Raw genomic sequence first — 26,621 nt, 5'->3', positions numbered from 1 at the left:
AACTGGCTTGCGAAAGGCTTGGACCAGCTTGTCCGGTGGCGCGGAAGAAGATGCCGGGCCGTGATCGCATGCCCCGGGCAGTCGCCACGCGGGGGGCAGCGAAGGCCAGCGGATCAGCGGTCGTCGCGGGTCCAGATCGCGCCGTCTTCCTCGCGCACGGGGAAGCTGGCGATCGGCTCGTACGCCGGTGGTTTGGTCACCGCGCCGGTGCGCAGGTCGAAGCGGGCACCGTGGCGCGGACATTCCACTTCGAAGCCGAACACTTCGCCGCCAGCCAGGTCGCCACCGTCGTGGGTGCAGGTGTCCTCGACCGCGTACAGTGCGCCGTCGATGTTGTACACCGCGATCGGCGTGTCGCCGTCCCATACCACCTTGTATTCGCCCGGCAGGAAGTCGCTGCGGGTGCCGACTTTCACCCAGCCATTCATGCCGCCACCTCGTCGAAGTCCTTGCGCAGCACTTCGAAGCGCAAGTCGTCGCGACGGGGAATGCCGAAGCGCTCGTCGCCATAGGGGAACGGCTGGTATTCGCCGGTGCGGCGGTAACCGCGACGGCCGTACCAGGCGATCAGCTCCTCGCGCTGCACGATCACCGTCATGCGCATCGCACGGCAGCGCCACTCCTCGCGCGCGATCCGCTCGGCCTCGGCCAGCACCTGCTTGCCCAGGCCGCTGCCCTGTCCGCTCGGGTCGACCGCGAACATGCCGAAATAGCCGGCGTCGCCCTGGCGCTCGATGTGGCAGCTGGCCTTGGTCCGGCCATCGCATTCGGCGAGCAGGATGCGGCTGTCGGGGCGTCCGATCAACGCAGCGACGTCGGCTGCATCGGTGCGCCGGCCGTCGAGCAGGTGCGATTCGGTGGTCCAGCCGCGCAGGCCGGACTCGCCGCGATAGGCCGATTCGACCAGGGCCACGATGGTGTCGACATCGGCACTCGATGCCAGGCGGAAAACGGGAGACGTCTGTTCGGTCATGCACGAATCATAGTGCGTGGCCCGGCGTTTCCACCATGATCTGGAGCAGCCTGCCGCTCAGCCGGACGCGCCCGGCTTGCGCCCCGCTTCGTAGACCTTCAGATGCGCGTAGACGACGGCCAGCAACGAAGCCTCGCCGCCGGCGCGCTCGGCGCGTGCCAGCATGTCGCCGATCACGTGGTCGGCCTCGATCGGATGGCCGTGCTGCAGGTCGCGCAGCATCGAGGCGGCCAGTGTCGATGCCGGATCGGTGAGGATGCCGCGGGCCCGTTCCAGCACGCGCTCGCCGGGCGCATGCCCTGCCCGCTCCGCCACCGCGCGGCATTCGTCCAGCAGGGCCAGCGTCGCCGCGCGGCCGCCGGGAGCGGCGACGATCTCGCCGACCGCACCGCGCAGCAGGCAGGTAATGCCGGCCAGCGTGGCGAGAAAGATCCACTTGTCCCACATCTCCTGCACCACGTTGCTGCTGGGGCGCGAGTCGAATCCCGCATCGGCAAGGGCCGCGGTGATGGCCTGCATCCGCGGCGAGGCGCTGCCGTCGCGCTCGCCGAAGGTGAGTCCATGCAGCGTGTTGAGGTGCTGCACCGCGCCGTGCGCGTCGAGCGTGGCGGAGATCACGCACTGGCCGCCCAGCACGTGTCCGGCGCCGAATTTCGCGTCCAGCAGGTCCAGTTGGCGCATGCCGTTGAGCAGCGGCAGGATCGCCGTCTGCGGCCCGACCGCCGGGGCGATGTCGGTCATCGCCTGCTCCAGCCCGTACGCCTTGCAGCCGAGCACGATCAGGTCGAACGGATCGCGCAGCTCGCCCGCCGTCAGCGTGGGCGGTGCCGCCAGCTCGGCGTCACCGGTGGCGCTGCGGATCACCAGGCCGTACTGCGCCAGTTGCCGGGCGCGGGCTTCGCGAACCAGGAAGGTCACGTCGCGTCCGTGCTGCAGCAGGCGTCCGCCGAAATAGCCGCCGGTGGCGCCGGCGCCCACGATCAGGATGCGCATGTCAGTCCCCTCTGCCCACGCCCGCGGTGGGCGGTTGCATGCGTGCAGCCTGGGCGTCCTTGTCGCGCCACAAGCCGTTCATCCATGCCTTGACCCGGCCACGGAAGGCCGCGTCCTCGTCGTAGCTGCCGATCAGGCCGGCAGCGATCGTGCGCTCGCGCACGTGCACGCGGATGTCGTGCACGCGTCCGGCGATCAGGTCCATCATCGTGCACGGGCCTTCCGGGTAGACGATGGTGACGTCGACGATCGCGTGCAGCGCCTCGCCCATCGCGTCGAGCACGAAGGCCACGCCGCCGGCCTTGGGCCGCAGCAGGTAGCGGTACGGGGACGACTGCGCGTCGTGCTTGGCCGGCGTGAAGCGCGTGCCCTCGGCAAAGTTCATCACCGACACCGGCATGTGGCGGAATTTCTCGCAGGCCTTGCGGGTGGCCTCGCGATCCTTGCCCTGCAGTTCGGGATGCCGCAGCAGGGTCTGCCGCGAATAGCGCTTCATGAAGGGGAAATCCAGCGCCCACCATGCCTGCCCCAGCAACGGCACCCAGATCAGTTCCTGCTTCAGGAAGAAGCGCATGAACGGAATGCGGCGGTTGAACACCTTCTGCAGCACCGGAATGTCGACCCAGCTCTGGTGGTTGCTCAGCACCAGGTAGCTCCGGTCGTGGTGCAGGCCTTCCAGCCCCTCGACCTGCCAGCGGATGCGGGTGAACACGCCGAACAGAACGTTGTTGACGCCGATCCAGCTTTCCGCAATCAGCACCAGCGCGCGCGAGAGCGGGCGCCGCACGAAGCCAAGCGGAATGACCACCTTGAGCAGCGCAAGGGCGAACAGCGGCAGCACGTGCAACAGGATATTCAGCAGGAGCAGCAGCATCGCCAGCGGGATGCGCAGCACGGAAGGCAGGAAGGCAAGCATGGATGGACTACGCAGGGAAAACTGCCGACCATGATGCCCTGAGCGGCCCCGAAGAGCCATGCTTGCGGACTGGCGTCACATCAGCAGCTTGCGCACCTTGAGCAGGGCCACGATGAAGGCATCGACCTCCTCGCGCGTGTTGTAGAACGCCAGCGAGGCACGCAAGGTGGACGGCACGCCGAAGAACTGCATCAGCGGATGCGCGCAGTGGTGGCCGGAGCGCACCGCCACGCCCTGCAGGTCCAGCAGGGTGGCCAGGTCGGTCGCCTGGGTGCCATCGATCAGGAACGAGATCACCGGTTCCTTCTCGGCCGCCTCGCCGATGATGCGCAGGCCGGGAATCTCGCGCAGGCGTTCGGTGGCGTAGGCCAGCAACTGCTGCTCCCACGCATGGATCGCTTCGAAGCCCACCGACTGGTAGTAGTCGATCGCGGCGGACAGGCCCACGAAGCCGGCGATGTTCGGCGTGCCCGCCTCGAACTTGTGCGGCGCCTCGGCGAAGCTGGTGCCGTCGAAACGCACCTCGCGGATCATCTCGCCGCCACCGAAGAACGGCGGCATCGCATCGAGATGCTCGCGCCTGGCCCACAGCGCGCCGGTGCCGGTGGGACCGAGCATCTTGTGCCCGGTCAGCGCGTAGAAGTCGCAACCCAGCGCCTGCACGTCGACCGGCCGGTGCGGCACCGCCTGCGAACCGTCCACCAGCAGCGCGATGCCCCGCTTCCTGCATTCGCGGGCGATCTCGCGCACCGGGTTGACCGTGCCCAGCACGTTGGAAACCTGGGACACACAGGCCAGCTTCACTTCCGGCGTCAGCATCGCGACGTACTGCTCGAGGATCAGCTCGCCGCGCTGGTCGATCGGCGCCGCCTTCACCGTGGCGCCGCTGCGCTGGGCGACCAGCTGCCACGGCACGATATTGGCGTGGTGCTCCATCACCGTGGTGAGGATCGCGTCGCCCGGCTGCAGCCGCGGCAGGGCATAGCTGTAGGCGACCAGGTTGGTGGCCTGGGTGGTGCCTGAGGTGAGAACCAGTTCGTTGCGGGACGGCGCGTTGATGAAGCGCGCCAGCTTGTCGCGTGCGCCCTCGTACGCCGCGGTGGCTTCCTCGCCCAGCTGGTGCACCGCGCGCGACACGTTGGCGTTGTGCTCGCGGTAGTGCTCGTTCATCGCCTCGATCACCGGCAAGGGCTTCTGGCTGGTGTTCGCGTTGTCGAAATACACCAGCGGCTTGCCATGCACCGTGCGCGACAGCAGCGGGAAGTCCGCGCGGATGCGCTGGATGTCGAAGACGGTGGGGGTGGTGGCTGGTGCGTTCATTCGGAGAATCCGGTTGGCTCCCTCCCCTGCTCGCAGGGGAGGGCTGGGGTGGGGTTCGCTCTTGATCTGAAAGTCAAAAGCCTTACCCCCTCCCGGCCTCCCCCTGCGAGCAGGTGGAGGAGAAAGTCATCAGGCAGGCAACTGCGCGATCAGCAGGCCCGACAGGTGTTCGCGCAGGTCGGGGTTCGGCAGGTCATCCAGCATGGCACGGCAGAACGCGGCGGTCAGCAGCGCGCGCGCCTCGGCCAGCGGGATGCCGCGCGAGCGCAAATAGAACAGCGAACGCTCGTCGAGCTGGCCGACCGTGGCGCCGTGGGCGGCCTGCACTTCGTCGGCGTAGATCTCCAGTTCGGGCTTGGTGTCGATCTCGGCACCCGCCGACAGCAGCAGGTTCTTGTTGCTGAGGCTGGCGTCGCTGCCGTCGGCGCCAGGCGCCACCACGATGGCGCCGCGGAACACGCCACGGGCACGATCGTTGGCCACGCCGCGCCAGTTCGAGCTGGAGGCGGTGTTCAGCGCCTGGTGGCGGATCGCCAGCTGGGTATCGATGTGCTGGCGCCCGTGCGGCATGAATACGCCGCGCGTGTGCAGCTTCGCCCCGTCGCCCAGCAGTTCGACCTGCAGGTCGTGGCGCACCAGGGCGCCGCCCAGCTCGACCACGTGCAGGGTCGCTTCGCTGCGCGCCTGCAGGCGCAGGTGGCTGTGCCGGATCAGGTTCGCCGCCGACGCCGCGTTCTGCAGCGTGACGTGATGCAGCTTCGCGCCCGCGCCCACGTGGATGTCGCTGACGAAGGTGGCCAGTTGCGCCTGACCGCCGTCGCCGAGGTGCTGCTCGATCAGGGTGAGCGACGCGCCCTCGCCCAGCTCGATCAGGTTGCGCGCATGCCAGGCCAGTTCCCCCTCGCCGTCCGCACCGATGAAGACCAGCTGCACCGGCGCCGCGATCGTGGCGCGGGCGGCCACGCGCAGCACCATACCGTCGGCGGCGCTGGCCGCGTTGATCCGCGCGAAGGCATCGGCGGCACCGTGCGCCTCGGCACGGGTAGCGGATCGCGACCAGCCGAAGCGCAACGGCTCGGCGTCGTCCTTCAACACGCGCGACAGCGGCTGCAGGGTGAGTCCGTCGGGCAGCGCGTCCAGCGTCGACAGGTCGGCGCGGAACACGCCGTTGACGAAGACCAGTCGCGCGCCCTCGACGCCGGGCAGGGCCAGCAGCGAAGGATCGACGGCGCGGCCGGACGCGGTCGCGTCGCCGTGGGCGAAGCGGCGCTGGGCCAGGCCGCGCAAGGCGGTGTACTTCCACGCCTCGACCCGGGTATCCGGCAGGCCGGTGCTGGCGAACGCGTCGCGACTTTCCTGCCGCGCGGCATCCAGCCAGGCAATGCCGCTGGCCGGCAGCGGCGCGTCGAGCAGGGACTCGACCAGGGGCAAGGTGGCCGGCTGGGTCATGCCACCGCTCCGTGCCTCACGCCGGCATAGCCCTGTTCTTCCAGCCGCAGCGCCAGCGACTTGTCGCCGCTCTCGACGATGCGGCCGTCGGCCAGCACGTGCACGAAATCCGGCACCACGTAGTCGAGCAGGCGCTGGTAGTGGGTGATCATCAGGAACGCGCGACCGGGTGAGCGTAGCGTGTTGACGCCCTGCGCCACCTGCTTCAGCGCGTCGATGTCCAGGCCCGAGTCGGTCTCGTCGAGGATCGCCAGCTGCGGCTCCAGCACCGCCATCTGGAAGATCTCGTTGCGCTTCTTCTCGCCGCCGGAAAAACCTTCGTTGACGGCACGGTGCAGCAGCTCGTCGGAGATCTGCATCACCTTCAGCTTCTCGCGCACCAGCTTGAGGAAGGCCATCGAATCGAGCTCCTTCTCGCCGCGCTGCTTGCGCTGCGCATTGAGTGCCGCGCGCAGGAAATAGGTGTTGTTGACGCCGGGAATCTCCACCGGGTACTGGAACGCCAGGAACACGCCGGCCGCCGCCCGCGCCTCCGGTTCCAGCGCCAGCAGGTCGATGCCGTTGTAGCTCACCGTGCCCGCCGTCACCTCGTAGCCGTCACGCCCGGACAGCACATTGCCCAGGGTGGACTTGCCCGCGCCGTTCGGCCCCATGATCGCGTGCACCTCGCCCGCGTTCACGGTGAGGCTGAGCCCCTTGAGGATTTCCTTGCCCTCGACGCGGGCGTGCAGGTTTTCGATTTTCAGCATGATCTTGAGCCGGGAATGGGGAATGGGGAATAGAGAAAGGCAGGCGACGCGGCAGTCTGGAAGGGAGCGGGGACGGGGCTTTTACTATTCCCTACTCCCGATTCCCTGCTCTAACCCACCGCACCTTCCAGCGACACCTCAAGCAGCTTCTTCGCCTCCACCGCGAACTCCATCGGCAGCTCGCGGAAGACCTGCTTGCAGAAGCCGTCGACGATCATCGACACGGCGTCTTCCTCGGCGATGCCGCGGCTGCGGCAGTAGAACATCTGCTCGTCGGAAATCTTCGAGGTGGTCGCTTCGTGCTCGACGATGGCGCTGGGATTCTTCACTTCCATGTACGGGAAGGTGTGGGCGCCGCACTGCTTGCCGATCAGCAGGCTGTCGCACTGGGTGTAGTTGCGCGCGCCTTCGGCGCCCTTCTCCATCTTCACCAGGCCGCGGTAGCTGTTGGAACTCCTGCCGGCGCTGATGCCCTTGGAGACGATCTTCGACTTGGTGTGCTTGCCGAGGTGGATCATCTTGGTGCCGGTGTCGGCCTGCTGGAAGTGATGGGTCAGCGCGACGGAGTAGAACTCGCCCACCGAACGATCACCGCGCAGCACCACGGACGGGTATTTCCAGGTGATCGCCGAACCGGTTTCGACCTGGGTCCAGCTGATCTTCGAATCGTCGCCGCGGCAGTCGCCGCGCTTGGTCACGAAGTTGTAGATGCCGCCCACGCCGTTCTCGTCGCCGGGGTACCAGTTCTGCACGGTGGAATACTTGATCTGCGCCTTCTCCAGCGCCACCAGCTCGACCACCGCCGCGTGCAGCTGGTTCTCGTCGCGCTTGGGTGCGGTGCAGCCTTCGAGGTAGGACACGTGGGCGCCCTCCTCGGCCACGATCAGGGTGCGCTCGAACTGGCCGGTGTTCTGCGCGTTGATGCGGAAATACGTGCTCAATTCCATCGGGCAGCGCACGCCTTTCGGAATGAACACGAAGCTGCCGTCGGAGAACACCGCCGAGTTCAGCGCCGCGAAGAAGTTGTCGCCGGTGGGCACCACGCTGCCCAGGTATTTCTGCACGATCCCGGGATACTCGCGGATCGCCTCGCTCATCGAGCAGAACAGCACGCCGGCGTCGGCCAGCTGCTTGCGGAAGGTGGTGCCGACCGAGACCGAGTCGAACACCGCATCCACCGCCACGCCGGCCAGCGCGGCGCGCTCGTGCAGCGGAATGCCCAGCTTCTCGTAGGTTTCCAGCAGGGCCGGGTCGACTTCGTCCAGCGACTTGGGCTGCTTCTTCGGCGCGGCGTAGTAGCTGATCGCCTGGTAGTCGATCGGATCGATGTTGAGCTTGGCCCAGTCGGGCTTGGGCATGGTCTGCCAATGGCGAAACGCGTCCAGCCGCCAGTTCGTCATCCACTCCGGTTCGCCCTTGACCGCCGAGATCGCGCGCACGGTGTCCTCGTCCAGGCCGGGCGGCAGGCCGGTCATCTCGATCTGGGTGACGAAGCCGGCGCTGTAGCTGCGGCCCAGTGCCTCGGCAACGGCGGCGTTGTCGCGCAACGCGGTGGCGGTGCTGCTCTGCTCGTTCATGATCTCGTTCATTCGGTGGTGACCCGGCGGGATTTGGCCGGCATCGCGATGTCGCTGATGGCCACGGCGGCGATCCGTCGCGACGGCCGCGGCGGTTGCGGCTTCAGCATGTCGGCCAGACTGACCGCGCGCAGCGCGTTGTCCAGCACGTTGTTGACCAGTTGCCAGCTGCCGCGCACGCCACATTGCGCCTCGCGGTCGCACTGGCCTTCGGCCATGCTGCATTCGGTCATGCCGATCGGGCCCTCGATCGCCTCGACGATCTCGACCAGCGAAATGTCGGCGGCGGCACGCGCCAGCCGGTAGCCGCCGTTGACGCCGCGGAACGACTCGACCAGCGCGGCGTGGCCCAGCGCCTTCAGCAACTTGCTCACGGTGGGCAGCTCCAGCCGCGTCTCGTCGGCGATCTGCACCGCGCTCAGCACCTCGGTCGGGTGCGCAGCGATGCAGGTCATCACCACGGTGGCGTAATCGGTCAGTCGGCTGACGCGGAGCATGGGGCGCTCGGAACGGGTTTGAATCAGGACTGAAATGGTACTGATTAGAGCCATCGCGGTCAATAAAGCCCTGCCGTCTCGTCACGACGGCAGCGGATCGCTAAGCTGGAATTCTCCCGTAGCCCAGCGTTGCCATGACCCTGATCGCCGACCGCGCCACCACCCGTCTCGCCTGGACCCGAAGCGTCCTCGACGATGCCTCGCTGACCCTCGAACCCGCCTCGGCCGACGCCAGCTTCCGCAGCTACTGGCGCACCCGGCATGCCGGCCAGAGCTGGATCGTGATGGATTCGCCACCGGCGCAGGAGGACCCGCGCCCGTGGCTGGAAATCGGCGCCCGCCTGTCCGCCGCCGGGCTGCACGTGCCACAGGTGCGGGCGCACGACCTCGAACAGGGCCTGCTGCTGATCGAGGATCTCGGCTCGCGGCTCTACCTGCCCGCGTTGAACGAGGGCACGGTGGACGCGCTCTACGGCGACGCGCTGGAAGCTTTGCTGCGCATGCAGCGCGAGGCGGACACGAACGGCCTGCCTGCGTACGACCACGCCTTCCTGCAACGCGAACTGGAGATCATGCCGGAGTGGTTCCTGCGCCGGCACCTCGGCTGCACGCCCGAATGCGAGGAATGGGACGTGCTGGAATCGGCCTTCACCGTGCTGCTGAAAAGCGCGCTGGAGCAGCCGCGGTGCTTCGTGCATCGCGACTACCACAGCCGCAACCTGCTGATCACCGCGCATGACAACCCGGGCATCATCGACTTCCAGGGCGCACTGCACGGGCCGATCACCTACGACCTCGCCTCGCTGCTGCGCGACTGCTACATCGCGTGGGACCGCGCGCGGGTCGAGGCCTGGGCCGAAGGCCATCGCCTGCGCCTGCTCGGCGCCGGCCTGATCGAACCGGCGGTCAGTCGCGAACGCTTTTTGCGCTGGTTCGACCTGATCGGCCTGCAGCGGCACGTCAAGGTGCTGGGCATCTTCTGCCGGCTGTACTACCGCGACGGCAAGTCCGGCTATCTCGACGACCTGCCCCGCGTCTACGACTACGTGATCGAGGTGGCGGCGCGTTACCCCGAGCTGGCCGACTTCGTGGCCTTCCTGCAACGCCAGGTCGGCGCACGCGACCTGCGCCAGGCGACAGCGGCATGAGGCACGCGCTGATCTTTGCCGCCGGCCTCGGCGAACGCATGCGCCCGTTGACCGACCACACGCCCAAGCCGCTGCTCCGCGTCGGCGGCAAGCCGCTGATCGCGTGGCATCTGGAGAAGCTCGCCGCCGCCGGCGTGAACTACGTGGTGATCAACACCTCGCATCTGGCCGAACAGTTTCCCGAGGCCCTGGGCGACGGCTCGCGCTGGGGCCTGCGCATCCGCTACGCCTACGAAGGGCCGATACCGCTGGAAACCGGTGGCGGCATGCTGAATGCGCTGCCACTGCTGGGCAGCGAGCCGTTCCTGGTGGTGAGCGGCGACGTGTGGTGCGACGCCGACTTCGACCGGCTGCCCGCCGAACCTCGCGGCCTTGCGCATCTGCTGTTGACCGACAATCCCGCCCATCATCCCGGCGGCGACTTCCGGCTGGATGCGACGGGACAAGTGCACGGCGACGGCGAACCCCGGCTGACCTACAGCGGCATCGGCGTGTTCCGCCGCGAGTTGCTGGACGACTGGGCCGGGGCGGTCGGCGCCGCAGCAGGCGCCGATGCGAAGCCGCCACGATTCAGGCTGCGGCCGCTGCTGGTGAAGGCGATGGCGCGGGGGCAGATCGACGGTACGCATCATCGGGGCGCGTGGACCGATGTGGGCACGCCGGAGCGGCTGGCGGAGCTGGAGGACGGGTTACGGGGGTAAGGTGAGGCGCGTCTCATGCAAAAAAAACGGCCCGGATTGCACCGGGCCGTTTTCGTTCGGCTGCCCTGCGGGCATCTTCCCCTGCATGCAGGGGAAGATCATTTGGAATCGCTCGCAACGCGAGCGATGGTTGCTTCAGGGACGCCGCGCCAGCTCGGGGTTTTCCTTGGTCACCGGCATCAGGTCCTTCTTCGACACGCCCAGCCACAGCAGGATCGGGCTGGCGACGAAGATCGAGGACAGCGTTCCGACCACGATGCCGATCAGCATGGTGACGGCGAAGCCGTGCACCGCGGTGCCGCCGAAGAAGTACAGCGCGCCCATGGTGATGCCGGTGAACAGCGAGGTGATGATGGTGCGCGACAGCGTGTTGTTGATCGAGCGGTTGAGGATCTCCTCCGGCTCGGCCTTGCGCGCCAGGCGGAACAGTTCGCGGATGCGGTCGAACACCACCACCTTGTCGTTGATCGAGTAGCCGATCACCGCCAGCACCGAGGCCAGCACGGTCATGTCGAACTCGCGCTGGACCAGCGCCAGGATGCCCAGGGTGACCAGGGTGTCATGGACTTCGGTGGCCACCGCGGCAATCGCGAAGCGACGCTCGAAGCGGATCCACAGGTAGGCCATGATGCCGAGGATCACGAACACGGCGGCCACCGTGCCGTCGCTGCGCAGTTCCTGGCCGACCTGGGCGCTGACGTAGTCGCGGCTCTTCAGCTTCGCGTCCGGGCGGCTCACGTGCAGTACCTTGAGCACGTCGGCGGCGATCTTGTCGAGGTTGAACTTGCCGGCAGCATCGACGGCGCCGGGATCGTCCTTGGGCTGCAGACGGATCGACACCTCACGGGTACCGCCGAGGCTCTGCACCATCGCGTTGTGGATGCCGCCCTTCTCCAGCGCGCCACGCACGTCGGCGATTTCCACCGACTGTCCGTAGTCGACGACCATCGACACGCCGCCGGTGAAGTCCAGGCCGTAGTTGAGGCCCTTGAACGCGATCAGGCCAATCGAGGCCACCATCAGGAAGATGGCGATGGCCACGGTGTACTTGCGCATCCCCAGGAAGTGGATATCGCTGTCGTGATTGAAAATTTCCATGGGGATTCCTTAGACCGACAGCGTCTTGAGCTTGCGATGACCGTGGATCGCCGCGGTGAACGCGTGCGTCAACGTCACCGAGGTGAACAGCGAAGTCAGGATGCCGATCAGCAGGGTCACGCCGAAGCCCTTGATCGCACCGGTACCCATCGTGGTCAGTGCCAGCGCCGCGATCAGGTGGGTGACGTTCGCATCCAGAATGGTCGACCAGGCCTTCTCGTAACCGGCGCGGATCGAGGCGTGCGGACTGGAGCCGTTGCGCAGTTCCTCACGCACGCGTTCGCAGATCAGCACGTTCGCATCGATCGCCATGCCCAGGGTCAGCACGATGCCGGCCACGCCGGGCATGGTCAGGGTGACGCCGATCAGCGACATCACCGCCACCAGGATCACCAGGTTGAAGAACAGCGCGATGTCCGCCACCAGGCCGAACAGCTTGTAGTAGATCGCCGCGGCCAGCAGCACCAGCGCCAGGCCCAGCAGCACCGCCTTGAAGCCCTTGTCGATGTTGTCCTGGCCGAGGCTGGCGCCGATCACGCCTTCCTCGACGATGTCCATCGGTGCGGCCAGCGCGCCGCCCTTGAGCAGCAGGGCCAGGTCGGATGCCTCTTTCGGACTGCCCAGGCCGCTGGTCTGGAACTGCTTGCTGAAGGCGCCCTGGATGGTCGCGTCGTTGATCACCGTCTCGGTGATCTTGGGCACGCGCACTTCCTTGCCGTCGACGACCTTGGTCTCGTAGACCTGCTCCACGTACACCACCGCCATCGGCTTGCCGACATTGGCGTTGGTGAAGTCGCCCATCTTGCGGGCGCCCGCGGCGTTCAGGGTCACGTCGACCTTCGGCGTGCCGCTGTTCTGGTCGATGCCGGAAGAGGCGTCGATCAGCTGGTTGCCGGTCACGATGATCTGCTTGCTGACCAGCACCGGGCGGTTGTCGCCACGCATGTAATACAGGTTGGCATCCGGCGGGATGTTGCCGGTGCGCGCTGCTTCCACCGCACGCGCATCGCCAGGCTGGCCGATGCCGGGGCGGTACTGCAGGGTGGCCACCGCGCCGATCAGTTTCTTCGCTTCGGTCGGGTCCTGCACGCCGGCCAGCTCGACCACGATGCGGCTGTCGCCCTGCTGCTGGATCAGCGGCTCGGACACGCCCAGCGCGTTGATGCGGTTGCGCAGTGTGCCCAGGTTCTGGGTGATCGCACCGCGGGCCAGTTCGCGCAGCTTTTCCGGCTTGACCGTCACCTTCAGCATGAAGCGGTCGCCGGTGCTGGCGCCGTCGGACACGTTGAGGTCGGTGTATTCGTTGGCAATCGCGTCGGACGCGGTCTTGCGGTCCTCGGCCGAGCGCAGGATCACCGAGATGCCCTGGCCATCGACCGCGCTGCGGGTGACCGACTCGTAGCGGATGTTCTTCTGGCGCAACAGGCTGCGCACGTCATCGGCGTAGCTGTTTTCCTGCTTCTCGATCACGTCCTTCTGGTCGACCTGCATCAGGAAGTGCACGCCACCCTGCAAGTCCAGGCCCAGCGGCATCGAGCGGGCACCGATCACGCCCAGCCAGTGCGGCACGTTGGACTGCAGCTTGAACGCGACCGTGTAGCCATCGCCCACCAGCGCCTTGATCTCGTCGGAGCCGGTCTTCTGCACGTCGGAGTTGGCGAACGTCACCAGCAGGTGGTCGCCTTCCACGAAGACCTCGTTCACGGCGACCTTCTTCGCCCTCAGCCCGGCTTCCACCTTCTGCTGGAAGGCGGTGTTGATCGGCGGCGCATCTCGGTTCGCGGTGACCTGTACCGCCGGCACCGGCGGGAAGGCGTTCGGCAGCGCGTAGATCACGCCGAACAACATCACCAGCGCGACCAGCGCGTACTTCCAGCGAGGAAAATCACTCATGCCTTGCATCCATCAAAGCCGCGGCACCAGGCCGCGGCGGTAGCAACAATCGGGAATGGCCACGTCGCAAGTCGCCGCCCAGGCCCCCTGGCGGCGTCCGGTACTTCTTCAGACGGATTTCAGCGAGCCCTTGGGCAACACCTGCTGCACCGCGCCCTTCTGCACTTTCACCTTGACGTTGCTGGCGATCTCGACGGTGATGAAGGTCTCGCCCACTTCGTCCACCCGTCCGGCGATGCCGCCGTTGGTGACCACCTCGTCGCCCTTGGCCAGGCCCGCGATCAGCGCACGATGCTCCTTCTGCCGCTTCGCCTGCGGACGGATCATCATGAAATACATCAGGCCGAACAGCACCACCATCATGATGATCATGGACATGCCGCCGCCGGCGGGCTGCGGAGCCGCGGCCTGGGCCAGCACGGGGGAGATCGGAAAACTCATGGGTCTGTCTCGCAAGTCTGGGCGTTGTCGAGGTTTTCGACAGAACGCCTGGGAAAAGATTCCCGATTATGCCATGCACCCCCGGAGCGTGCACGGCAGCGGCCGCGAGGGTCCTTCAGGGGGTCAGGGTCACTTTTCGCCTGCGGAAATTGACCCTGACCCCGTCCCGGCTACCCGGCGACGGGCGTAGAACTCCGCCACGAACGCTTCCAGGGCCTGGCCGGCGATCGCCTCGCGCAGCCCGGCCATCAGCCGCTGGTAATAGCGCAGGTTGTGCATGGTGGCCAGCTGGCTGCCGAGGATCTCGTTGCAGCGGTCAAGATGGCGCAGGTAGGCGCGGCTGAAGCCATTGCTGCAGCTGTAGCAGTCGCAGCCTTCCTCGATCACCGCCGTATCGGTGGCGTACTTGGCGTTGCGGATGCGCAGCGTGCCCTCGGCGGTGAACAGGAAGCCGTTGCGGGCGTTGCGCGTGGGCATCACGCAATCGAACATGTCGATGCCGCGGCGCACTGCCTCGACGATGTCCTCGGGACGGCCCACGCCCATCAGGTAGCGCGGCTTGTCCACCGGCAAGAGCGGCACGGTGAAGTCCAGCGCGTGGTTGCGTTCGGCCTCCGGCTCGCCCACCGCCAGGCCGCCGACCGCGTAGCCGTCGAAGCCGATGTCGATCAGGCCCGCGGCCGAACGCCGGCGCAGGTTCTCGTAGACGCTGCCCTGCACGATACCGAACAGCGAGTTGGGGTTCTTCAGGTCGTCGAACGCGCGGCGCGAACGCGCGGCCCAGCGCAGCGAGAGCTCCATCGAGTCGGACGCCACCTTCTCGGTGGCCGGATACGGCGTGCACTCGTCGAAGATCATCGCGATGTCAGAATCCAGCGTCTTCTGGATCTGCATCGACACTTCCGGCGACAGGAACACCTTCGAACCGTCCACCGGCGAGGCGAACGTCACGCCCTCCTCGGTGATCTTGCGCTTGTGCGCCAGCGAAAACACCTGGAAGCCGCCGGAGTCGGTGAGGATCGGCTTGTCCCAGCCGATGAAGCGGTGCAGCCCACCGAACTTCCCGACGATCTCCAGCCCCGGCCGCAGGAACAGGTGGAACGTGTTGCCCAGGATGATCTCGGCGCCGGTCTCGGTGACGTCGCGCGGGGTCATCGCCTTGACCGAACCATAGGTGCCCACCGGCATGAAGGCCGGGGTCTCGATGGTGCCGCGGGCGAAAGTCAGGCGGCCGCGGCGGGCGGCGCCGTCGGTGGCGTGAACGTTGAACTGGAGGGAAGTCATCCGGCCATTATCGCGGGTTTAGACGCCCTTCGGCAGGATCAGCATCGAATCGCCATACGAGAAGAACCGGTACCGCTGCTCCACCGCGTGGCGGTACGCGTCGAGCATGTACTCGCGCCCGGCCAGCGCCGACACCAGCATCAGCAGGGTCGACTGCGGCAGGTGGAAGTTGGTGAGCAGGCCGTCGATGCTGCTGAAGCGGTAGCCGGGGAAGATGAAGATCTGCGTCTCGCCTGCGAACGGATGCAGTTCGCCGTCCTTGCTGGCGCTTTCCAGCGCGCGCACCACGGTGGTACCCACCGCGATCACCCGCCCGCCGTTCGCGCGAGTGCGGCGGATCTGGCCGATCAGGTGCGCCCCGACGTTGAGCCACTCGGTATGCATGTGATGGTCTTTCAGGTCATCCGCACGGACCGGCTGGAACGTGCCCGCGCCCACGTGCAGGGTGACGTAACCGAACTCGACGCCGCGCTCGCGCAGCCGGGCCAGGGTCGCCTCGTCGAAGTGCAGGCCCGCGGTCGGCGCGGCCACCGCGCCGGGCTCGCGGGCGAACACGGTCTGGTAGCGCTCCATGTCACTGGCGTCGGCGTGCCGCTCGATGTACGGCGGCAGCGGCATCTCGCCCAGTTTCAGCAGCAATTTTTCCAGCGGTTCCGGTGCCTCGAAACGCAGCCGGAAGAAGCCCTCGTCGCGGCCCAGCACCACCGCATGGCTGCCGTCGGCCAGCTCGATCCGGCCGCCCTCTTTCGGTTTCTTGCTGACGCCGAGCTGCACGGTGGCCTCGTGCGCACCGGTGACCCGCTCGATCAGGATCTCCACCGCGCCGCCGGTGTCCTTGCGCCCGTACAGCCGCGCCGGCAGCACGCGGGTGTCGTTGAACACCAGCAGGTCGCCCGGCCGCAGGAAGTCCGGCAGTTCGCGGAACATGCGGTCTTCCCGCGACTGCGCCGCCACGTCGAGCAGCAGCATCCGGCTGGCCGAGCGTTCGGGCAGCGGGGCCTGGGCGATCAGCTCGGGCGGCAGGTCAAAATCGAAATCGGACTTCTTCAAGGCGGGTGTGGCCGGCATCGGGAAACGGAGCATTATCCCGCAGCAGGCGCGCCGGGGCACGTCTGCAAAAAACGCCGCCCCTCGCGGGGCAGCGCTCATCCCTTCACGCACAGCACCTGGCGCAGCGTGTGCACCACCTCGACCAGATCGGTCTGCGCGGCCATCACCGCGTCGATCGACTTGTACGCCGCCGGCGACTCGTCGATCACCGCCGCGTCCTTGCGGCATTCGACGTGGGCGGTGGCTTCCCGATGCTGGGCCAGGGTGATCTGCTGGCGCGCCGCGGTACGGCTCATCACCCGGCCCGCGCCGTGGCTGCAGCTGTGGAAACTGTCCGGACTGCCCTTGCCACGCACGATGTAGCTGCACGTGCCCATGCTGCCCGGGATGATGCCGAGCTCGCCGGCGCGGGCGCTCACCGCGCCCTTGCGGGTCACCAGCAGTTCCTCGCCACCGTGCGTCTCCTTCTGCACGTAGTTGTGGTGGCAGTTCACCGCCATCTGTTCCAGCTGGAACTTGGGCAGCCGGTGGCGCATCTCGGCCAGCACCCGCGCCATCATCGCCTCGCGGTTGGCCCGGGCGTAATCCTGCGCCCAGGACACCGCTTCGACGTAGTCGTCGAACAGCGGCTCGCCTTCCAGGAAGAACGCGAGGTCCTTGTCCGGCAGGTCGAAGCCCAGCACGCGCTGCGCCAGCTCCTCGCGCGCCCGCTCGATGAAGTAGCTGCCGATCAGGTTGCCGGTGCCGCGCGAACCGGAGTGCAGCATCACCCACACCGCGCCCGATTCGTCGAGGCAGACCTCGATGAAGTGGTTGCCGCCGCCGAGCGTGCCGAGCTGCCGGTCGACCTTGTCGGTGCGGATCTTGCGGTGCTTCGCCTTGATCGCCCCCAGCCGCTCGGCCAGCCGGGATTCGACCAGCATCGCGTGGATGCCGTCCGACGGCTTGCCATGCTCGCCGCCACGGCCGTTGCCGACCGGCACGCCGCGCTCGATGCTGGAGCGCAGCTGGGCCAGGTTGTCCGGCAGGTCGCTGGCGCGCAGCGTGGTCCGCACCGCGGCCATGCCGCAGCCGATGTCCACGCCGACCGCGGCCGGGATGATCGCGCCCCGGGTCGGCACCACCGAACCCACCGTGGCGCCCTTGCCCAGATGCACGTCCGGCATCACCGCGACCCACGGGCCGACGAACGGCAGCGTGGCGATGTTGCGCAGTTGCTGCTTCGCGGAGTCTTCCAGCGGCACGCCGTGCACCCAGCCCTTGATCGGCGTAGCGCTGCCTTCGGCGTGCAGCAGTTCGTATTGTTGGTTGCTCATCACATCTTTCCTTGAATGGATCGTGGCGAGCGCATCCGTGCGCGCGCCACGAGGTTACTGCCTGAGGCTGACCAACTGGTTCAGCACGCCGTCCAGGCCGCCGAACACGGTCAGCTTGTCGATCTTCTCGGTGACCTTTTCCAAGGCCTCCAGCTCCTTCAGACGCATCAGCACCGGACTTTCCTCGATCAGCCGCGCGGTGTTGAGCAGAGAACGGGTGGCGTTCGCCTCCTCGCGCCGGCGGATCACGTTGGCCTGGGCCGCCTTCTCCGCCTGCACCACACTGTTGAGGATGTCCTTCATCTCGCCCGGCAGGATCACGTCCTTGACGCCCACGCCGAGCACCTCGATGCCCAGCTCGACGACACGGCCGCGCACGTAGGCGAAGATGTCCGCATCCAGCGAGGCCTTGTCGCCCAGCAGCTCGTCCAGCGTCTTGCCGGAGACCGCCTTGCGCAGGCCGTACTGCAGCTCGCGATAGAGGTAGTCGCCATACTTGGCCACCTTCGTGCGCGCGGCGACCGGATCGGTCACGCGCAGGCTGGCGGCCAGGTTCACCCGCAGGCTCACCTTGTCGCGGGTCAGCAGTTCCTGGCCCGACACTTCCAGCGACTGCACGCGCAGCTCGATCACCTCCGCCGCCACGTTCTTCCGGAAATTCCAGAACGCCCAGGCACCCGGCGCCAGCGTGCGCACCAGCTTGTTGTCGACGAACAGCAGGCCCGTCGATTCCGCCGGCACGTCCACCGTCACCGCCACCTTGCCGAGCACGCCAAGCTGACGCAGACGACTCGCCACGTGCGCATCGATCTCCAGCGTTTCCACCAGCGAGACTGCCTGCACTTCGACCGGCACGATGCCCTTCCAGTACAGCTTGCGCGTACCCGGCGCCAGCACGTCTTCCAGCTTGCCGCTCTTCAGCACCAGGCCGACCTGGTCGGTGCCGATGTCGGCCACCAGCAAGCACTCGGCCAGCGGGCCGTCCATCTGCGCCGTCAACACCTCGGCATCGCTGCCGGCGTATTCCGGGCGGGTGAGGTTGTGCACCGTCACGGCGATGCGCTTGCGCGGGTCGAACAGGCGATGCACGCCCGGCGACAGCACGCGCTCGAAACGACGGTTGCGATACAGCAGACCGCGCTCGCCGTCGCCGATCACGATTTGCTTGAGCCAGAACATGGCGATACTCCTTGTCGATATTCCCGGTTTCGATCCGTACTGAATGAATCAGGGCCGCCGGATCGATGCGGACCGTGATTTACTTCGGGGTGCAATCACCCCTCCCTTCCGGGATAAACGCGCGATTATCTTCAATAACCGAAAGCTTTATTTAAAAAGGCGGAAACGCCTCCCGACGATGGATCCAGCGAAGCCCGCACGCTTCGGAAGAGAGTCGGTCATCAGCTGATCACGGCGATGCATTGCCGCGATGTCGTTCGACGACCGACCGTCCGCCTGCAGGGGGCCGGCCCGGCTCAATCCTCGCTGCGTCACTCGGTCCGCCCTCATCCCTGACGGGCGTGCCGCGTTCCACACGAGGCGTTTCCTGGTCGGAACTTTCGTTCCTGGTGTCATGACGTGACAGGTCATGGTTTTGGAGCGGGAGCCGAACCCGCGACACTCGGTTTATGAGACCGATGCTCTACCCATCTGAGCTATCCAGTGGCTGACGTGCCGGATTCGAACCGGCGACCTGCAGCGTTCGCTGCCGCTCTACCACTGAGCCAACGTCATCGCGGAACATCTCCCCGCAGGCCCCGGCATACGCTGCCGGCAAAGCCGCGCGCACCGGGCGGGTCTTGGGAACCCGCGCCGCTGAAAGCCCTTGTGGCTGACGTTCCACATGCCCGGCTGTCGCCAACCGGACATTCGTGCGGGCCTTGACGACCCTGTTCGTGTGGAATCCGATCCGCACACAGCCCGCGCCGAAGCATCGGGACGCAGCGCACATGCGCCGGTCTGCAGCCGTGCCCCTGCCTCGGCTGCACGAGCCGGATGCTTCAGGGCGTAGCGAATTCCTGCAAGGTGGTTCGATGCATGCGCATCCCCGGCGAACGCCAAAACAAAACGCCCCCGGGCATGGCGACCCGAGGGCGTTCGCGTTGCCTCGGGAGATCGGGGTGACCGATCTCCGCGAAGGGATCAGTCGATTATCGGAAAGCGGTTGCCAGGTCGTGCCTTTCATCGCGCGCAAACAGGCCCGCGTCGCGATGGTCGCGCGACATGCCTGGCTTGTTTGCGGGAACGAGACTGAATGACATGGAAAGTTTCTTCATCGGATTATCGCCACGGCGGCGAAGGACGCGAACAATACGCGGATCATTTTCGGAGTGCAAGCGATTTTGTCGAATACCCGAATAATTCCTACAACCAGCCTTTTTGCCGTGCCAGTCGATAAGCCTCGATGCGATTGGCCACGCCGAGTTTGCCGATCGCCTCGGAAAGATAATTGCGCACGGTGCCATGCGACAGATTCAATTGCGCGGCGATGTCGCCGGCCGATTGACCTTCGCCGGCCAGGCGCAATACCTGGCGCTCGCGGTCGTTCAGCGGATCGGCTTCCGACCACGCTTCCAGCGCCAGTTGGGGATCGATGGCGCGACCACCGCGATGCACGGTGCGCAGCGCATCGGCGAGGTTCTCCGCTGGCGCATCCTTCAGCAGATAGCCGGACACGCCAGCGTCCAGCGCGCGGCGCAGGAAGCCGGGGCGGGCGAAGGTGGTGACGATCACCACCTTGATCGGCAACTCCTGCCGCTGGATGCGCTGGGCCAGCTCCAGCCCGGTCAGCCCGGGCATCTCGATGTCGGTGACCAGCACATCGGGCTTGTGCTTCTGGATGTCACGCCACGCCGCCTCGCCGTCCGCCGCCGAGCCGAGCACGTCGATATCCGGTTCCAGCTTGAGCAGGGCCGACAGCGCCCCGCGCACCATCGCCTGGTCTTCGGCCAGCAACACACGAATCATGGTTTTGCCCGTCTATCGAAAGGGAAAGCCGGCGCGATGGCCGGTCAGGCCGCAGGATAACCGGAGCCGGTCTGCGCTGGCGGCGCTGCCGGTGCCGCGCGCGACGGCTCGACCAGACGCAGCACGGGCACCGGCACCACCACCCGCAACCGGGTGCCGCCGCCGAGCGGCGATTGCACCTCCAGGGTTCCACCCAGGGCGCGCACGCGCTCGCGCATGCCGCTGATGCCGTTGCCATCGGTGGCGATGCCACCGCGACCGTTGTCGTTGACCTGCAGGCAGACGGCCGCGTGTTCGCGTCGCAGCTCGACCTGGACGCAGGTGGCCGCCGCATGGCGGGCAATATTGGTCACCGCCTCGCGCAGCACCAGCGAGAGCCCGCGCTCGATCTCGGCCGGCATGTCGATCGACGGGGCGTTGTATTCCAGGTGCACACGCGACGATTCCAGCAGCAGCCGCGCCGACGCGAGTTCCGCCGCCAGGTCGGTGGCGCGGATGCCGGTGACGGCGCTGCGCACTTCGGCCAGCGCGTGCCGGGCGACCTTCTCGGCCTCCTCCACTTCGCGCCTGGCCGCCTCGACGTCGCGGTCGAACAGCTTGCGCGACAACTCCAGCTTCAGCGTGATCAGCGACAGCGTGTGGCCCAGCAGGTCGTGCAGGTCGCGGCCGATCCGCTCGCGCTCCGCGGTCGCGGCAAGCCGGCGCACTTCGTCATGCGAAAGACTGAGCGCGGCATCCTTTTCCTTGTGGAGCTGCTCGACGGTGACGATGATGCAGATCACGAACACGGTGACCGGCATGATCACCATCAAGACGGACGGGTAGCCGATCCACCAGGCCAGTGCCACGTAGATCGCGTTGATCGCCAGCACCTGAAGGACATAGTTCCGGAACTGCCTCCGGTCGCAATGACTGAGCATGACGCAGGCGTAGACGAAATAGCTCAGGCCGCTGGGATACCAGCGCAACAGGGCGAAGCACAGCACCGCCATGCCCCAGGCATAGAAATGGGCGGTCCGCCGCGAAGCCAGCTGCAGCTTGGCAAACAACAGCAGGAACACCGGATACGAGACCAGCGTGAACAGCAGCCAGGTCTGCGTGTAGCCGCGCAGGCCGTGATCGAACATCGGCGTGATGAAGATCCACAGCGACCACAGCAGGTGCACGCTGTCGGCCCACGGCGACTTGCCGCGTCGCAAGTCCTCGGCCACGGCGGAATCCGGGGCCGGAACGAACCATCGGGCGATGAAGGCGGGGATCATGGCGTGGTGCTTCGCTGAAAATGCGGGCTGCCCTGCATGCTACTTCAACCGTGCCGACGCAGGCGCCGCGCCGCCAGCAGAAGGAAGCCCGCGGCGAACGCCAGCAAAACCAGCACGTGGCCCAGCAGAGGCTGCGTGTTCATGCCCACGGCGGCCAGCGCCAGCATGTCCAGGTGATAGCTCGGCCAGATCGGCGCGATCTGCTGCAGGAACTTCGGCAGCATCGGCAGCGGGAACCAAAGGCCGGACATGAACGACATCGGCAGGTAGACCAGTTGCAGCACGCCCGGCGCGCCCTGCCCCTTGAACAGCGTGCCCACGAACATGCCGAGAGCGCAGAACGGCAGCACGCCCAGCACCCCGACCAGGAGCAACGCGGCGGCCTGCGACGCGGCCAGCGTCACGTGGCCCAGGGTGAGAGCCATCGCCAGCAGCAACACGACTACCCCGGCGGCAGCGGCCATCGCCATGATCATCTTGCCGATCAGGTAGGCGCCGGGCGGCATCGGCAGCGCGCGCTTGAAGGTCAGCAGGCCGCTGTCGCGTTCCAGTGCCAGCGATACGCCGAAGCCGAACAGCCCCGGGCTCATCACGCCGAACACGCCATAGCTGGCCAGCAGATAGCGCGCCGCATCGGCGCCGTTGGACTTGGCCATCAACACCCCGAACAGCAGGTAGAACATCGCCGGGAACAGCATGATCGGCAGCATGAAACTCGGGCTGCGCATGTAGCGCAGACATTCGCTGCGCGCCTCCTCCAGATACGCGCCAAGCACGCGGCGGCGCGGCATGGTGGCGGGGAACGAAACAGGTGCTTCAGTCATCACGATGTCCATTTCAGGCGGCCTCGCGCTGCGGATTGGTCGATGCCTCGTCGGCATCGCGGGTCAGTTCGGTGAACGCCTCGGCCAGGCCGGCGCGCTGCACTTCCAGCTCGCCGAGCTGCGGATCGGCTTCCAGCAGGCGCCGCACCACCGGCTCCGCTTCGGCAGTGACGATGTAGGTGCGGCCGTTTTCCTGGCGGACCTCGCCGATCCCGGGCCAGTCGCGGATCAGCTCGGCCGGCAGCGTGGTACGGCAGCGGATGCGCTTCTGCGCGACCCGGGCACGCAGCGTTTCCACCGTGCCCTCGTGGATGACCTTGCCGTGCGACATCACGCAGACCCGGTCGGCCAGCGCCTCGGCTTCCTCCAGGTAGTGCGTGGTCAGCAGCACCGCGCAGCCTTCATCGATCAGCTGGCGGATCGCCGCCCACAGCTTCTGTCGCGCATCGATGTCCATGCCCACGGTGGGCTCGTCCAGGAACAGCAGCTCGGGCCGGCCACACAACGCCAGCGCAAACTGCACGCGCCGCTGCTGGCCGCCGGAAAGTTTCGCGTAAGGACGCCGGAGCAGGTCGCCGATGCCTGCCAGCGCAGCCGATTCCTGCAGCGAGCGGGGGTTCGGGTAGTAGCTGGCGGTGAGTCGCAGCAACTCGCCCACGCGCAGCGTCGGCGGCAGCTCGGCATGCTGCAGCATCACGCCGATGCGGCGGCGTGGCTCGATCGACTGCGGGTCCTCGCCGAACAGTTGCACGCTGCCGGCGTCGGCGCGGACCAGGCCCAGCAGCAAGGCGATGGCGGTGGTCTTGCCGGCGCCATTGGGGCCAAGCAGGGCCAGCAGCTCGCCCGGATGAACCTGCAGCTCGGCACCGTCCAGCGCGGTGAGCGAGCCATAACGTTTGACGGCGCCGGCGAGGCGGGCGATCGGTTTTTCGGCATGCGGCATGGGAAATCCTCCAGTGCCATGCATGCTGCGCGCCGCCGCCGGCTGGCGGCAGTCGCCCTCGTCAGCCATCCGGGATGACAGCCGTCACCTGGCCCCGGGGGTTACGGTGGCTGAGCGGCCAAGGTATCCTGTGAGGGATAAGGCCGCCCTGAAAGCCCCCGTGCGGCGATCTCAAACGACTGAAGTCATTGGAAAAACGCAGACGCTCGCGTTTTTCGCCACGCATTCACCAATCCGCCATCCGGCCATGCGTGCCGCCCGGCGGAGCTACGGAGGATTCATCATGGGTGTGATCAACCAGCTGCGCGAACTGCGCGATTTCGGCGGCAAGCCGCGTACCACCGGCCTGGACGACGCCAGCATCGAACGCATGGCGGCGAACGATCCGCTGCTGGTCCAGGCGATTGCCGAAGCGGTCGCCCGCCATCATGAACTGCGTGCCGAGCTGGCGGACTTCCTCAAGCTCGACGAAGCCGAACAGCTGGCCCAGGCGCAGGCGGGCTTCGTCAATTTCTATCCCGATGACGCGATCAACCCCTACCTGCCGGCCGCGGCGCGTGGCCCGTGGATCGTCACCCTGAAGGGTGCCGTGGTGCACGACAACGGCGGCTACGGCATGCTCGGTTTCGGCCACAACGACGCGGCGATTCTCGCTGCGCTGGGCCGCCCGCAGGTGATGGCCAACGTGATGTCGCCCAGCGTGGCGCAGCTGCAGTTCACCAGGGCGCTGGACAGGGAACTCGGTCGCAGCCGCGGCGGCAGCCCGTACACGAGCTACATGTGCCTCAACTCCGGTTCCGAGTCGGTCACCCTGGCCTGCCGCATCGCGGACGTCAACGCCAAGGCGATGACCGACGAAGGCGGTCGTTATGCCGGCCGCACGATCAAGCGCCTGGCGGTGAAGGGCGCCTTCCACGGCCGCACCGAAAAGCCGGCGCTGTACTCCGATTCCAGCCGCAAGGCCTACCAGCAGAACCTGGCCAGCTACCGCCACGAGGACAGCGTGATCACGGTGGCGCCATACGATGTGGCCCAGCTTGAAGCAGCCTTCGCCGATGCCGACAAGCATGGCTGGTTCATCGAGGCGATGTTCCTGGAGCCGGTGATGGGCGAAGGCGACCCCGGTCGCGCGGTGACCGCCGAGTTCTACAAGGCGGCACGCGAACTCACCTCCGCCCATGGCAGCCTGTTGCTGATCGACTCGATCCAGGCCGGCCTGCGCGCCCATGGCGTGCTGTCCTTCGTCGACTACCCCGGCTTCGAGGGCCTGCCGCCGCCGGACATGGAGACCTTCTCCAAGGCGCTCAACGCCGGGCAGTATCCGCTGTCGGTGCTGGCCGTCACCGAACACACCGCCGGGCTGTACCGCAAGGGCATCTACGGCAACACCATGACCGCCAACCCCCGCGCGCTGGACGTGGCGCTGGCCACCCTGGGCGAGCTCAGCGACGAGGTGCGCAGCAACATCCGCGAGCGCGGCAAGGAATTCGTGGACAAGCTCAATGCGCTGAAGAACGAACTGGGCGGCCTGATCACCAAGGTGCAGGGCACCGGCCTGCTGTTCTCCTGCGAGCTGGCGCCCGAGTACAAGTGCTACGGCGCCGACTCGACCGAGGAGTACATGCGCGAGCACGGCGTCGGCGTGATCCACGGCGGCACCAACTCGCTGCGCTTCACCCCGCATTTCAAGGTGACCAGCGCGGAGATCGACCTGATCGTGTCCCACGTGCGCAAGGCACTGCTGGAAGGACCGCGCAAGGCCAAGGCCGAAGCCGCCTGAGCGCACTTTCCATGGAACTTCGAGGCCGCGCCGGCTTGTCCGGCGCGGCCTCGTCTTTTGTGGACGGGCGCAGCCATCGGCCCACGCTGGCGCCGGCCAGGCACGACATGGCGCTTCAGCTGAATACTTCATGCACGCAAGATCTTGCCTGCAGACGCGGAAGGTATCTCCTGCCTAGACTGCCCGGGCCGGCAGCAGCCGGTTACCCAGGGAGGACTCAACGATGTCGATGTCACTACGTCTGCTCGCAATCAGTGCTGCCTTCGCCTTCGCCGGCGCCACCTTCGCCGCCACGCCGCAAGCGGGCACCGCCGCGCCGGCCAAGCCACGCACCGCGCAACAGCAGCGCATGGCGGACTGCAACAAGCAGGCCACCGGCAAGAAGGGAGACGAACGCAAGGCCTTCATGAGTTCGTGCCTCAAGGGCCACAGCACGGCGGCCACGCCGTCGGCCAAGGCAGCCCAGCAGGAAAAGATGAAGACCTGCAACGCCGACGCCAAGACCAAGGCGCTCAAGGGTGCCGAGCGCAAGACCTTCATGAGCAGTTGCCTGAAGGGCGACGCCGCACCTTCCACGCACTGACGCCTGCCTGGCCGCTGCCCGCGCAGTACGCGTGCGTGGGCAGCGGCGCTTCGCTAAGCTCACTGGTTGTTGCGCCACGCGCCCGCCAGTGAAGCCTCTGCCCATGAAGATCGTCGAAGTCCGCCACCCGCTGATCCAGCACAAGCTGGGCCTGATGCGCCGTGCCGGCATCAGTACCAAGGAATTCCGCGAACTGGCCTCCGAAGTCGCCGCCCTGCTGACCTACGAGGCCACCAAGGACCTGGAAACCGTCGAGGAAGAGATCGAGGGCTGGGCCGGGCCGATCAAGGTTCACCGGATCAAGGGCCGGAAGATCACCATCGTGCCGATCCTGCGCGCGGGCCTGGGCATGCTGCCGGGCGTGCTCGACCTGATCCCCGCGGCCAAGGTCAGCGTGGTCGGCCTGCAACGCGACGAACAGACACTGAAGCCGGTCACCTATTACGAGAAGCTCACCGGCCGCATGGACGAGCGCATCGCACTGATCGTCGACCCGATGCTGGCCACCGCCGGCACCCTGGTCGCCACCGTCGACATGCTGAAAGCCGCTGGCTGCAGGCGCATCAAGGGACTGTTCCTGGTCGCCGCGCCGGAAGGCCTGGATCGCATCACCGCCGCCCATCCCGACATCGAGATCTACACCGCCTCGATCGATCAGCGCCTCAACGAGAACGGCTACATCCTGCCCGGCCTCGGCGACGCCGGCGACAAGATCTTCGGCACCAAGCAGCTGCCGGCGAACGACTGACCCGCCCCTCCGGTGGGGCGGGCACCGCCCGTCGGCTTTGGGTTGCCAAGAAAACTTCGATCACCTTTTCGCCAGCCCGACCCTCACCTGCCCCCTCCCCGGTGGGGAG

At 66.9% G+C, this 26,621-nt stretch carries 25 protein-coding genes and 2 tRNA genes; 5 read left to right on the top strand and 22 right to left on the bottom strand.

Annotated features, from left to right (window positions below; translation table 11 throughout):
* Positions 1–113: 113 nt before the first annotated feature.
* The 9 genes from UU7_RS01075 to UU7_RS01035 all read right to left on the bottom strand — a co-directional run bounded on the left by UU7_RS01075 (position 114) and on the right by UU7_RS01035 (position 8,474).
* Positions 114–428, bottom strand: coding sequence for a non-heme iron oxygenase ferredoxin subunit (locus UU7_RS01075; protein WP_007804550.1), 315 nt, complete (start codon positions 426–428; stop codon positions 114–116).
* Positions 425–973, bottom strand: coding sequence for a GNAT family N-acetyltransferase (locus tag UU7_RS01070; RefSeq protein WP_007804548.1), 549 nt, complete (start codon positions 971–973; stop codon positions 425–427). The genes UU7_RS01075 and UU7_RS01070 overlap by 4 nt, the downstream gene beginning before the upstream one ends.
* A 57-nt stretch (positions 974–1,030) precedes the next feature.
* On the bottom strand, positions 1,031–1,966 hold the full coding sequence (gene panE, locus UU7_RS01065; RefSeq protein WP_007804546.1) for a 2-dehydropantoate 2-reductase: 936 nt from the start codon (positions 1,964–1,966) through the stop codon (positions 1,031–1,033).
* Between the two features lies 1 nt (position 1,967).
* Complete coding sequence (locus UU7_RS01060) at positions 1,968–2,882, bottom strand: acyltransferase (protein WP_007804544.1); 915 nt, start codon at positions 2,880–2,882, stop codon at positions 1,968–1,970.
* A gap of 75 nt (positions 2,883–2,957) precedes the next feature.
* Complete coding sequence (locus UU7_RS01055; RefSeq protein WP_007804542.1) at positions 2,958–4,202, bottom strand: aminotransferase class V-fold PLP-dependent enzyme; 1,245 nt, start codon at positions 4,200–4,202, stop codon at positions 2,958–2,960.
* 129 nt (positions 4,203–4,331) lie between these two features.
* On the bottom strand, positions 4,332–5,651 hold the full coding sequence (gene sufD / locus UU7_RS01050) for a Fe-S cluster assembly protein SufD (protein ID WP_007804541.1): 1,320 nt from the start codon (positions 5,649–5,651) through the stop codon (positions 4,332–4,334).
* The gene (sufC, locus tag UU7_RS01045; RefSeq protein WP_007804539.1) at positions 5,648–6,400 is read right to left on the bottom strand and encodes a Fe-S cluster assembly ATPase SufC; all 753 of its coding nucleotides are present in this window, start codon (positions 6,398–6,400) and stop codon (positions 5,648–5,650) included. Before sufC ends, sufD begins: the two co-directional genes overlap by 4 nt.
* A 110-nt stretch (positions 6,401–6,510) precedes the next feature.
* Positions 6,511–7,977 carry a Fe-S cluster assembly protein SufB gene (sufB, locus tag UU7_RS01040; RefSeq protein WP_007804537.1) on the bottom strand — a complete coding sequence of 489 codons (1,467 nt, stop codon included), beginning with the start codon at positions 7,975–7,977 and terminating at the stop codon, positions 6,511–6,513.
* Positions 7,978–7,985: 8 nt separating this feature from the next.
* The gene (locus tag UU7_RS01035; protein ID WP_007804535.1) at positions 7,986–8,474 is read right to left on the bottom strand and encodes an SUF system Fe-S cluster assembly regulator; all 489 of its coding nucleotides are present in this window, start codon (positions 8,472–8,474) and stop codon (positions 7,986–7,988) included.
* A gap of 134 nt (positions 8,475–8,608) precedes the next feature.
* Here UU7_RS01035 and UU7_RS01030 point away from each other — a divergent pair, with 134 nt between their 5' ends.
* Together UU7_RS01030 and murU are read left to right on the top strand one after the other, a co-directional pair.
* A complete protein-coding gene (locus tag UU7_RS01030) occupies positions 8,609–9,622 on the top strand; it encodes an aminoglycoside phosphotransferase family protein (RefSeq protein ID WP_007804533.1) in 1,014 nt (337 codons plus the stop codon).
* Positions 9,619–10,323, top strand: coding sequence for an N-acetylmuramate alpha-1-phosphate uridylyltransferase MurU (gene murU, locus UU7_RS01025; protein ID WP_007804530.1), 705 nt, complete (start codon positions 9,619–9,621; stop codon positions 10,321–10,323). The genes UU7_RS01030 and murU overlap by 4 nt, the downstream gene beginning before the upstream one ends.
* A 135-nt stretch (positions 10,324–10,458) precedes the next feature.
* On the opposite strand, the gene secF is transcribed toward murU, so the two are convergent.
* From secF to UU7_RS00960, 13 genes are all read right to left on the bottom strand, one after another.
* Positions 10,459–11,421 (bottom strand): protein translocase subunit SecF, encoded by a 963-nt coding sequence (secF, locus tag UU7_RS01020; protein ID WP_007804529.1) that lies wholly within the window; start codon positions 11,419–11,421, stop codon positions 10,459–10,461.
* Positions 11,422–11,430: 9 nt separating this feature from the next.
* Positions 11,431–13,314: a protein translocase subunit SecD gene (secD, locus tag UU7_RS01015; protein WP_007804527.1), complete on the bottom strand. Its 1,884-nt coding sequence runs from the start codon at positions 13,312–13,314 to the stop codon at positions 11,431–11,433.
* 108 nt (positions 13,315–13,422) lie between these two features.
* Positions 13,423–13,755 carry a preprotein translocase subunit YajC gene (gene yajC / locus UU7_RS01010; RefSeq protein ID WP_007804525.1) on the bottom strand — a complete coding sequence of 111 codons (333 nt, stop codon included), beginning with the start codon at positions 13,753–13,755 and terminating at the stop codon, positions 13,423–13,425.
* A 129-nt stretch (positions 13,756–13,884) separates the two neighbouring features.
* Positions 13,885–15,039, bottom strand: a complete 1,155-nt coding sequence (gene tgt / locus UU7_RS01005; RefSeq protein ID WP_007804524.1) for a tRNA guanosine(34) transglycosylase Tgt — start codon at positions 15,037–15,039, stop codon at positions 13,885–13,887.
* An 18-nt stretch (positions 15,040–15,057) separates the two neighbouring features.
* Positions 15,058–16,089, bottom strand: coding sequence for a tRNA preQ1(34) S-adenosylmethionine ribosyltransferase-isomerase QueA (queA, locus tag UU7_RS01000; RefSeq protein ID WP_040672649.1), 1,032 nt, complete (start codon positions 16,087–16,089; stop codon positions 15,058–15,060).
* Between the two features lie 95 nt (positions 16,090–16,184).
* Positions 16,185–17,405, bottom strand: coding sequence for an RtcB family protein (locus tag UU7_RS00995; RefSeq protein ID WP_007804520.1), 1,221 nt, complete (start codon positions 17,403–17,405; stop codon positions 16,185–16,187).
* A 54-nt stretch (positions 17,406–17,459) separates the two neighbouring features.
* Complete coding sequence (locus UU7_RS00990) at positions 17,460–18,584, bottom strand: slipin family protein (protein WP_007804518.1); 1,125 nt, start codon at positions 18,582–18,584, stop codon at positions 17,460–17,462.
* Positions 18,585–18,998: 414 nt separating this feature from the next.
* Positions 18,999–19,068 (bottom strand) — tRNA-Met (locus UU7_RS00985).
* Positions 19,069–19,138: transfer RNA gene (locus tag UU7_RS00980), tRNA-OTHER, on the bottom strand. It lies immediately after the preceding tRNA gene.
* Positions 19,139–19,769: 631 nt separating this feature from the next.
* Positions 19,770–20,372 (bottom strand): response regulator transcription factor, encoded by a 603-nt coding sequence (locus UU7_RS00975; RefSeq protein WP_007804516.1) that lies wholly within the window; start codon positions 20,370–20,372, stop codon positions 19,770–19,772.
* Positions 20,373–20,416: 44 nt separating this feature from the next.
* Positions 20,417–21,634 carry a sensor histidine kinase gene (locus UU7_RS00970; RefSeq protein WP_007804514.1) on the bottom strand — a complete coding sequence of 406 codons (1,218 nt, stop codon included), beginning with the start codon at positions 21,632–21,634 and terminating at the stop codon, positions 20,417–20,419.
* Between the two features lie 44 nt (positions 21,635–21,678).
* Positions 21,679–22,470, bottom strand: coding sequence for an ABC transporter permease (locus tag UU7_RS00965; RefSeq protein WP_007804513.1), 792 nt, complete (start codon positions 22,468–22,470; stop codon positions 21,679–21,681).
* 1 nt (position 22,471) lies between these two features.
* Positions 22,472–23,401, bottom strand: coding sequence for an ABC transporter ATP-binding protein (locus tag UU7_RS00960; RefSeq protein WP_007804511.1), 930 nt, complete (start codon positions 23,399–23,401; stop codon positions 22,472–22,474).
* Between the two features lie 283 nt (positions 23,402–23,684).
* On the opposite strand from UU7_RS00960, the gene UU7_RS00955 reads away from it, so the two are divergent.
* From UU7_RS00955 to upp, 3 genes are all read left to right on the top strand, one after another.
* Positions 23,685–25,181, top strand: a complete 1,497-nt coding sequence (locus UU7_RS00955) for an aminotransferase class III-fold pyridoxal phosphate-dependent enzyme (RefSeq protein ID WP_007804508.1) — start codon at positions 23,685–23,687, stop codon at positions 25,179–25,181.
* A 223-nt stretch (positions 25,182–25,404) separates the two neighbouring features.
* Entirely contained in the window at positions 25,405–25,764 is a 360-nt protein-coding gene (locus UU7_RS00950; RefSeq protein ID WP_007804506.1) for a PsiF family protein, read from the top strand.
* Positions 25,765–25,867: 103 nt separating this feature from the next.
* A complete protein-coding gene (upp, locus tag UU7_RS00945; protein ID WP_007804504.1) occupies positions 25,868–26,512 on the top strand; it encodes a uracil phosphoribosyltransferase in 645 nt (214 codons plus the stop codon).
* Positions 26,513–26,621 lie beyond the last annotated feature (109 nt).

Source organism: Rhodanobacter spathiphylli B39 (assembly GCF_000264295.1).
GTDB lineage: Bacteria > Pseudomonadota > Gammaproteobacteria > Xanthomonadales > Rhodanobacteraceae > Rhodanobacter > Rhodanobacter spathiphylli.
The sequence above is the reverse complement of the archived record's forward strand: the minus strand, read 5'-3'. Positions and strand labels throughout refer to the sequence as shown.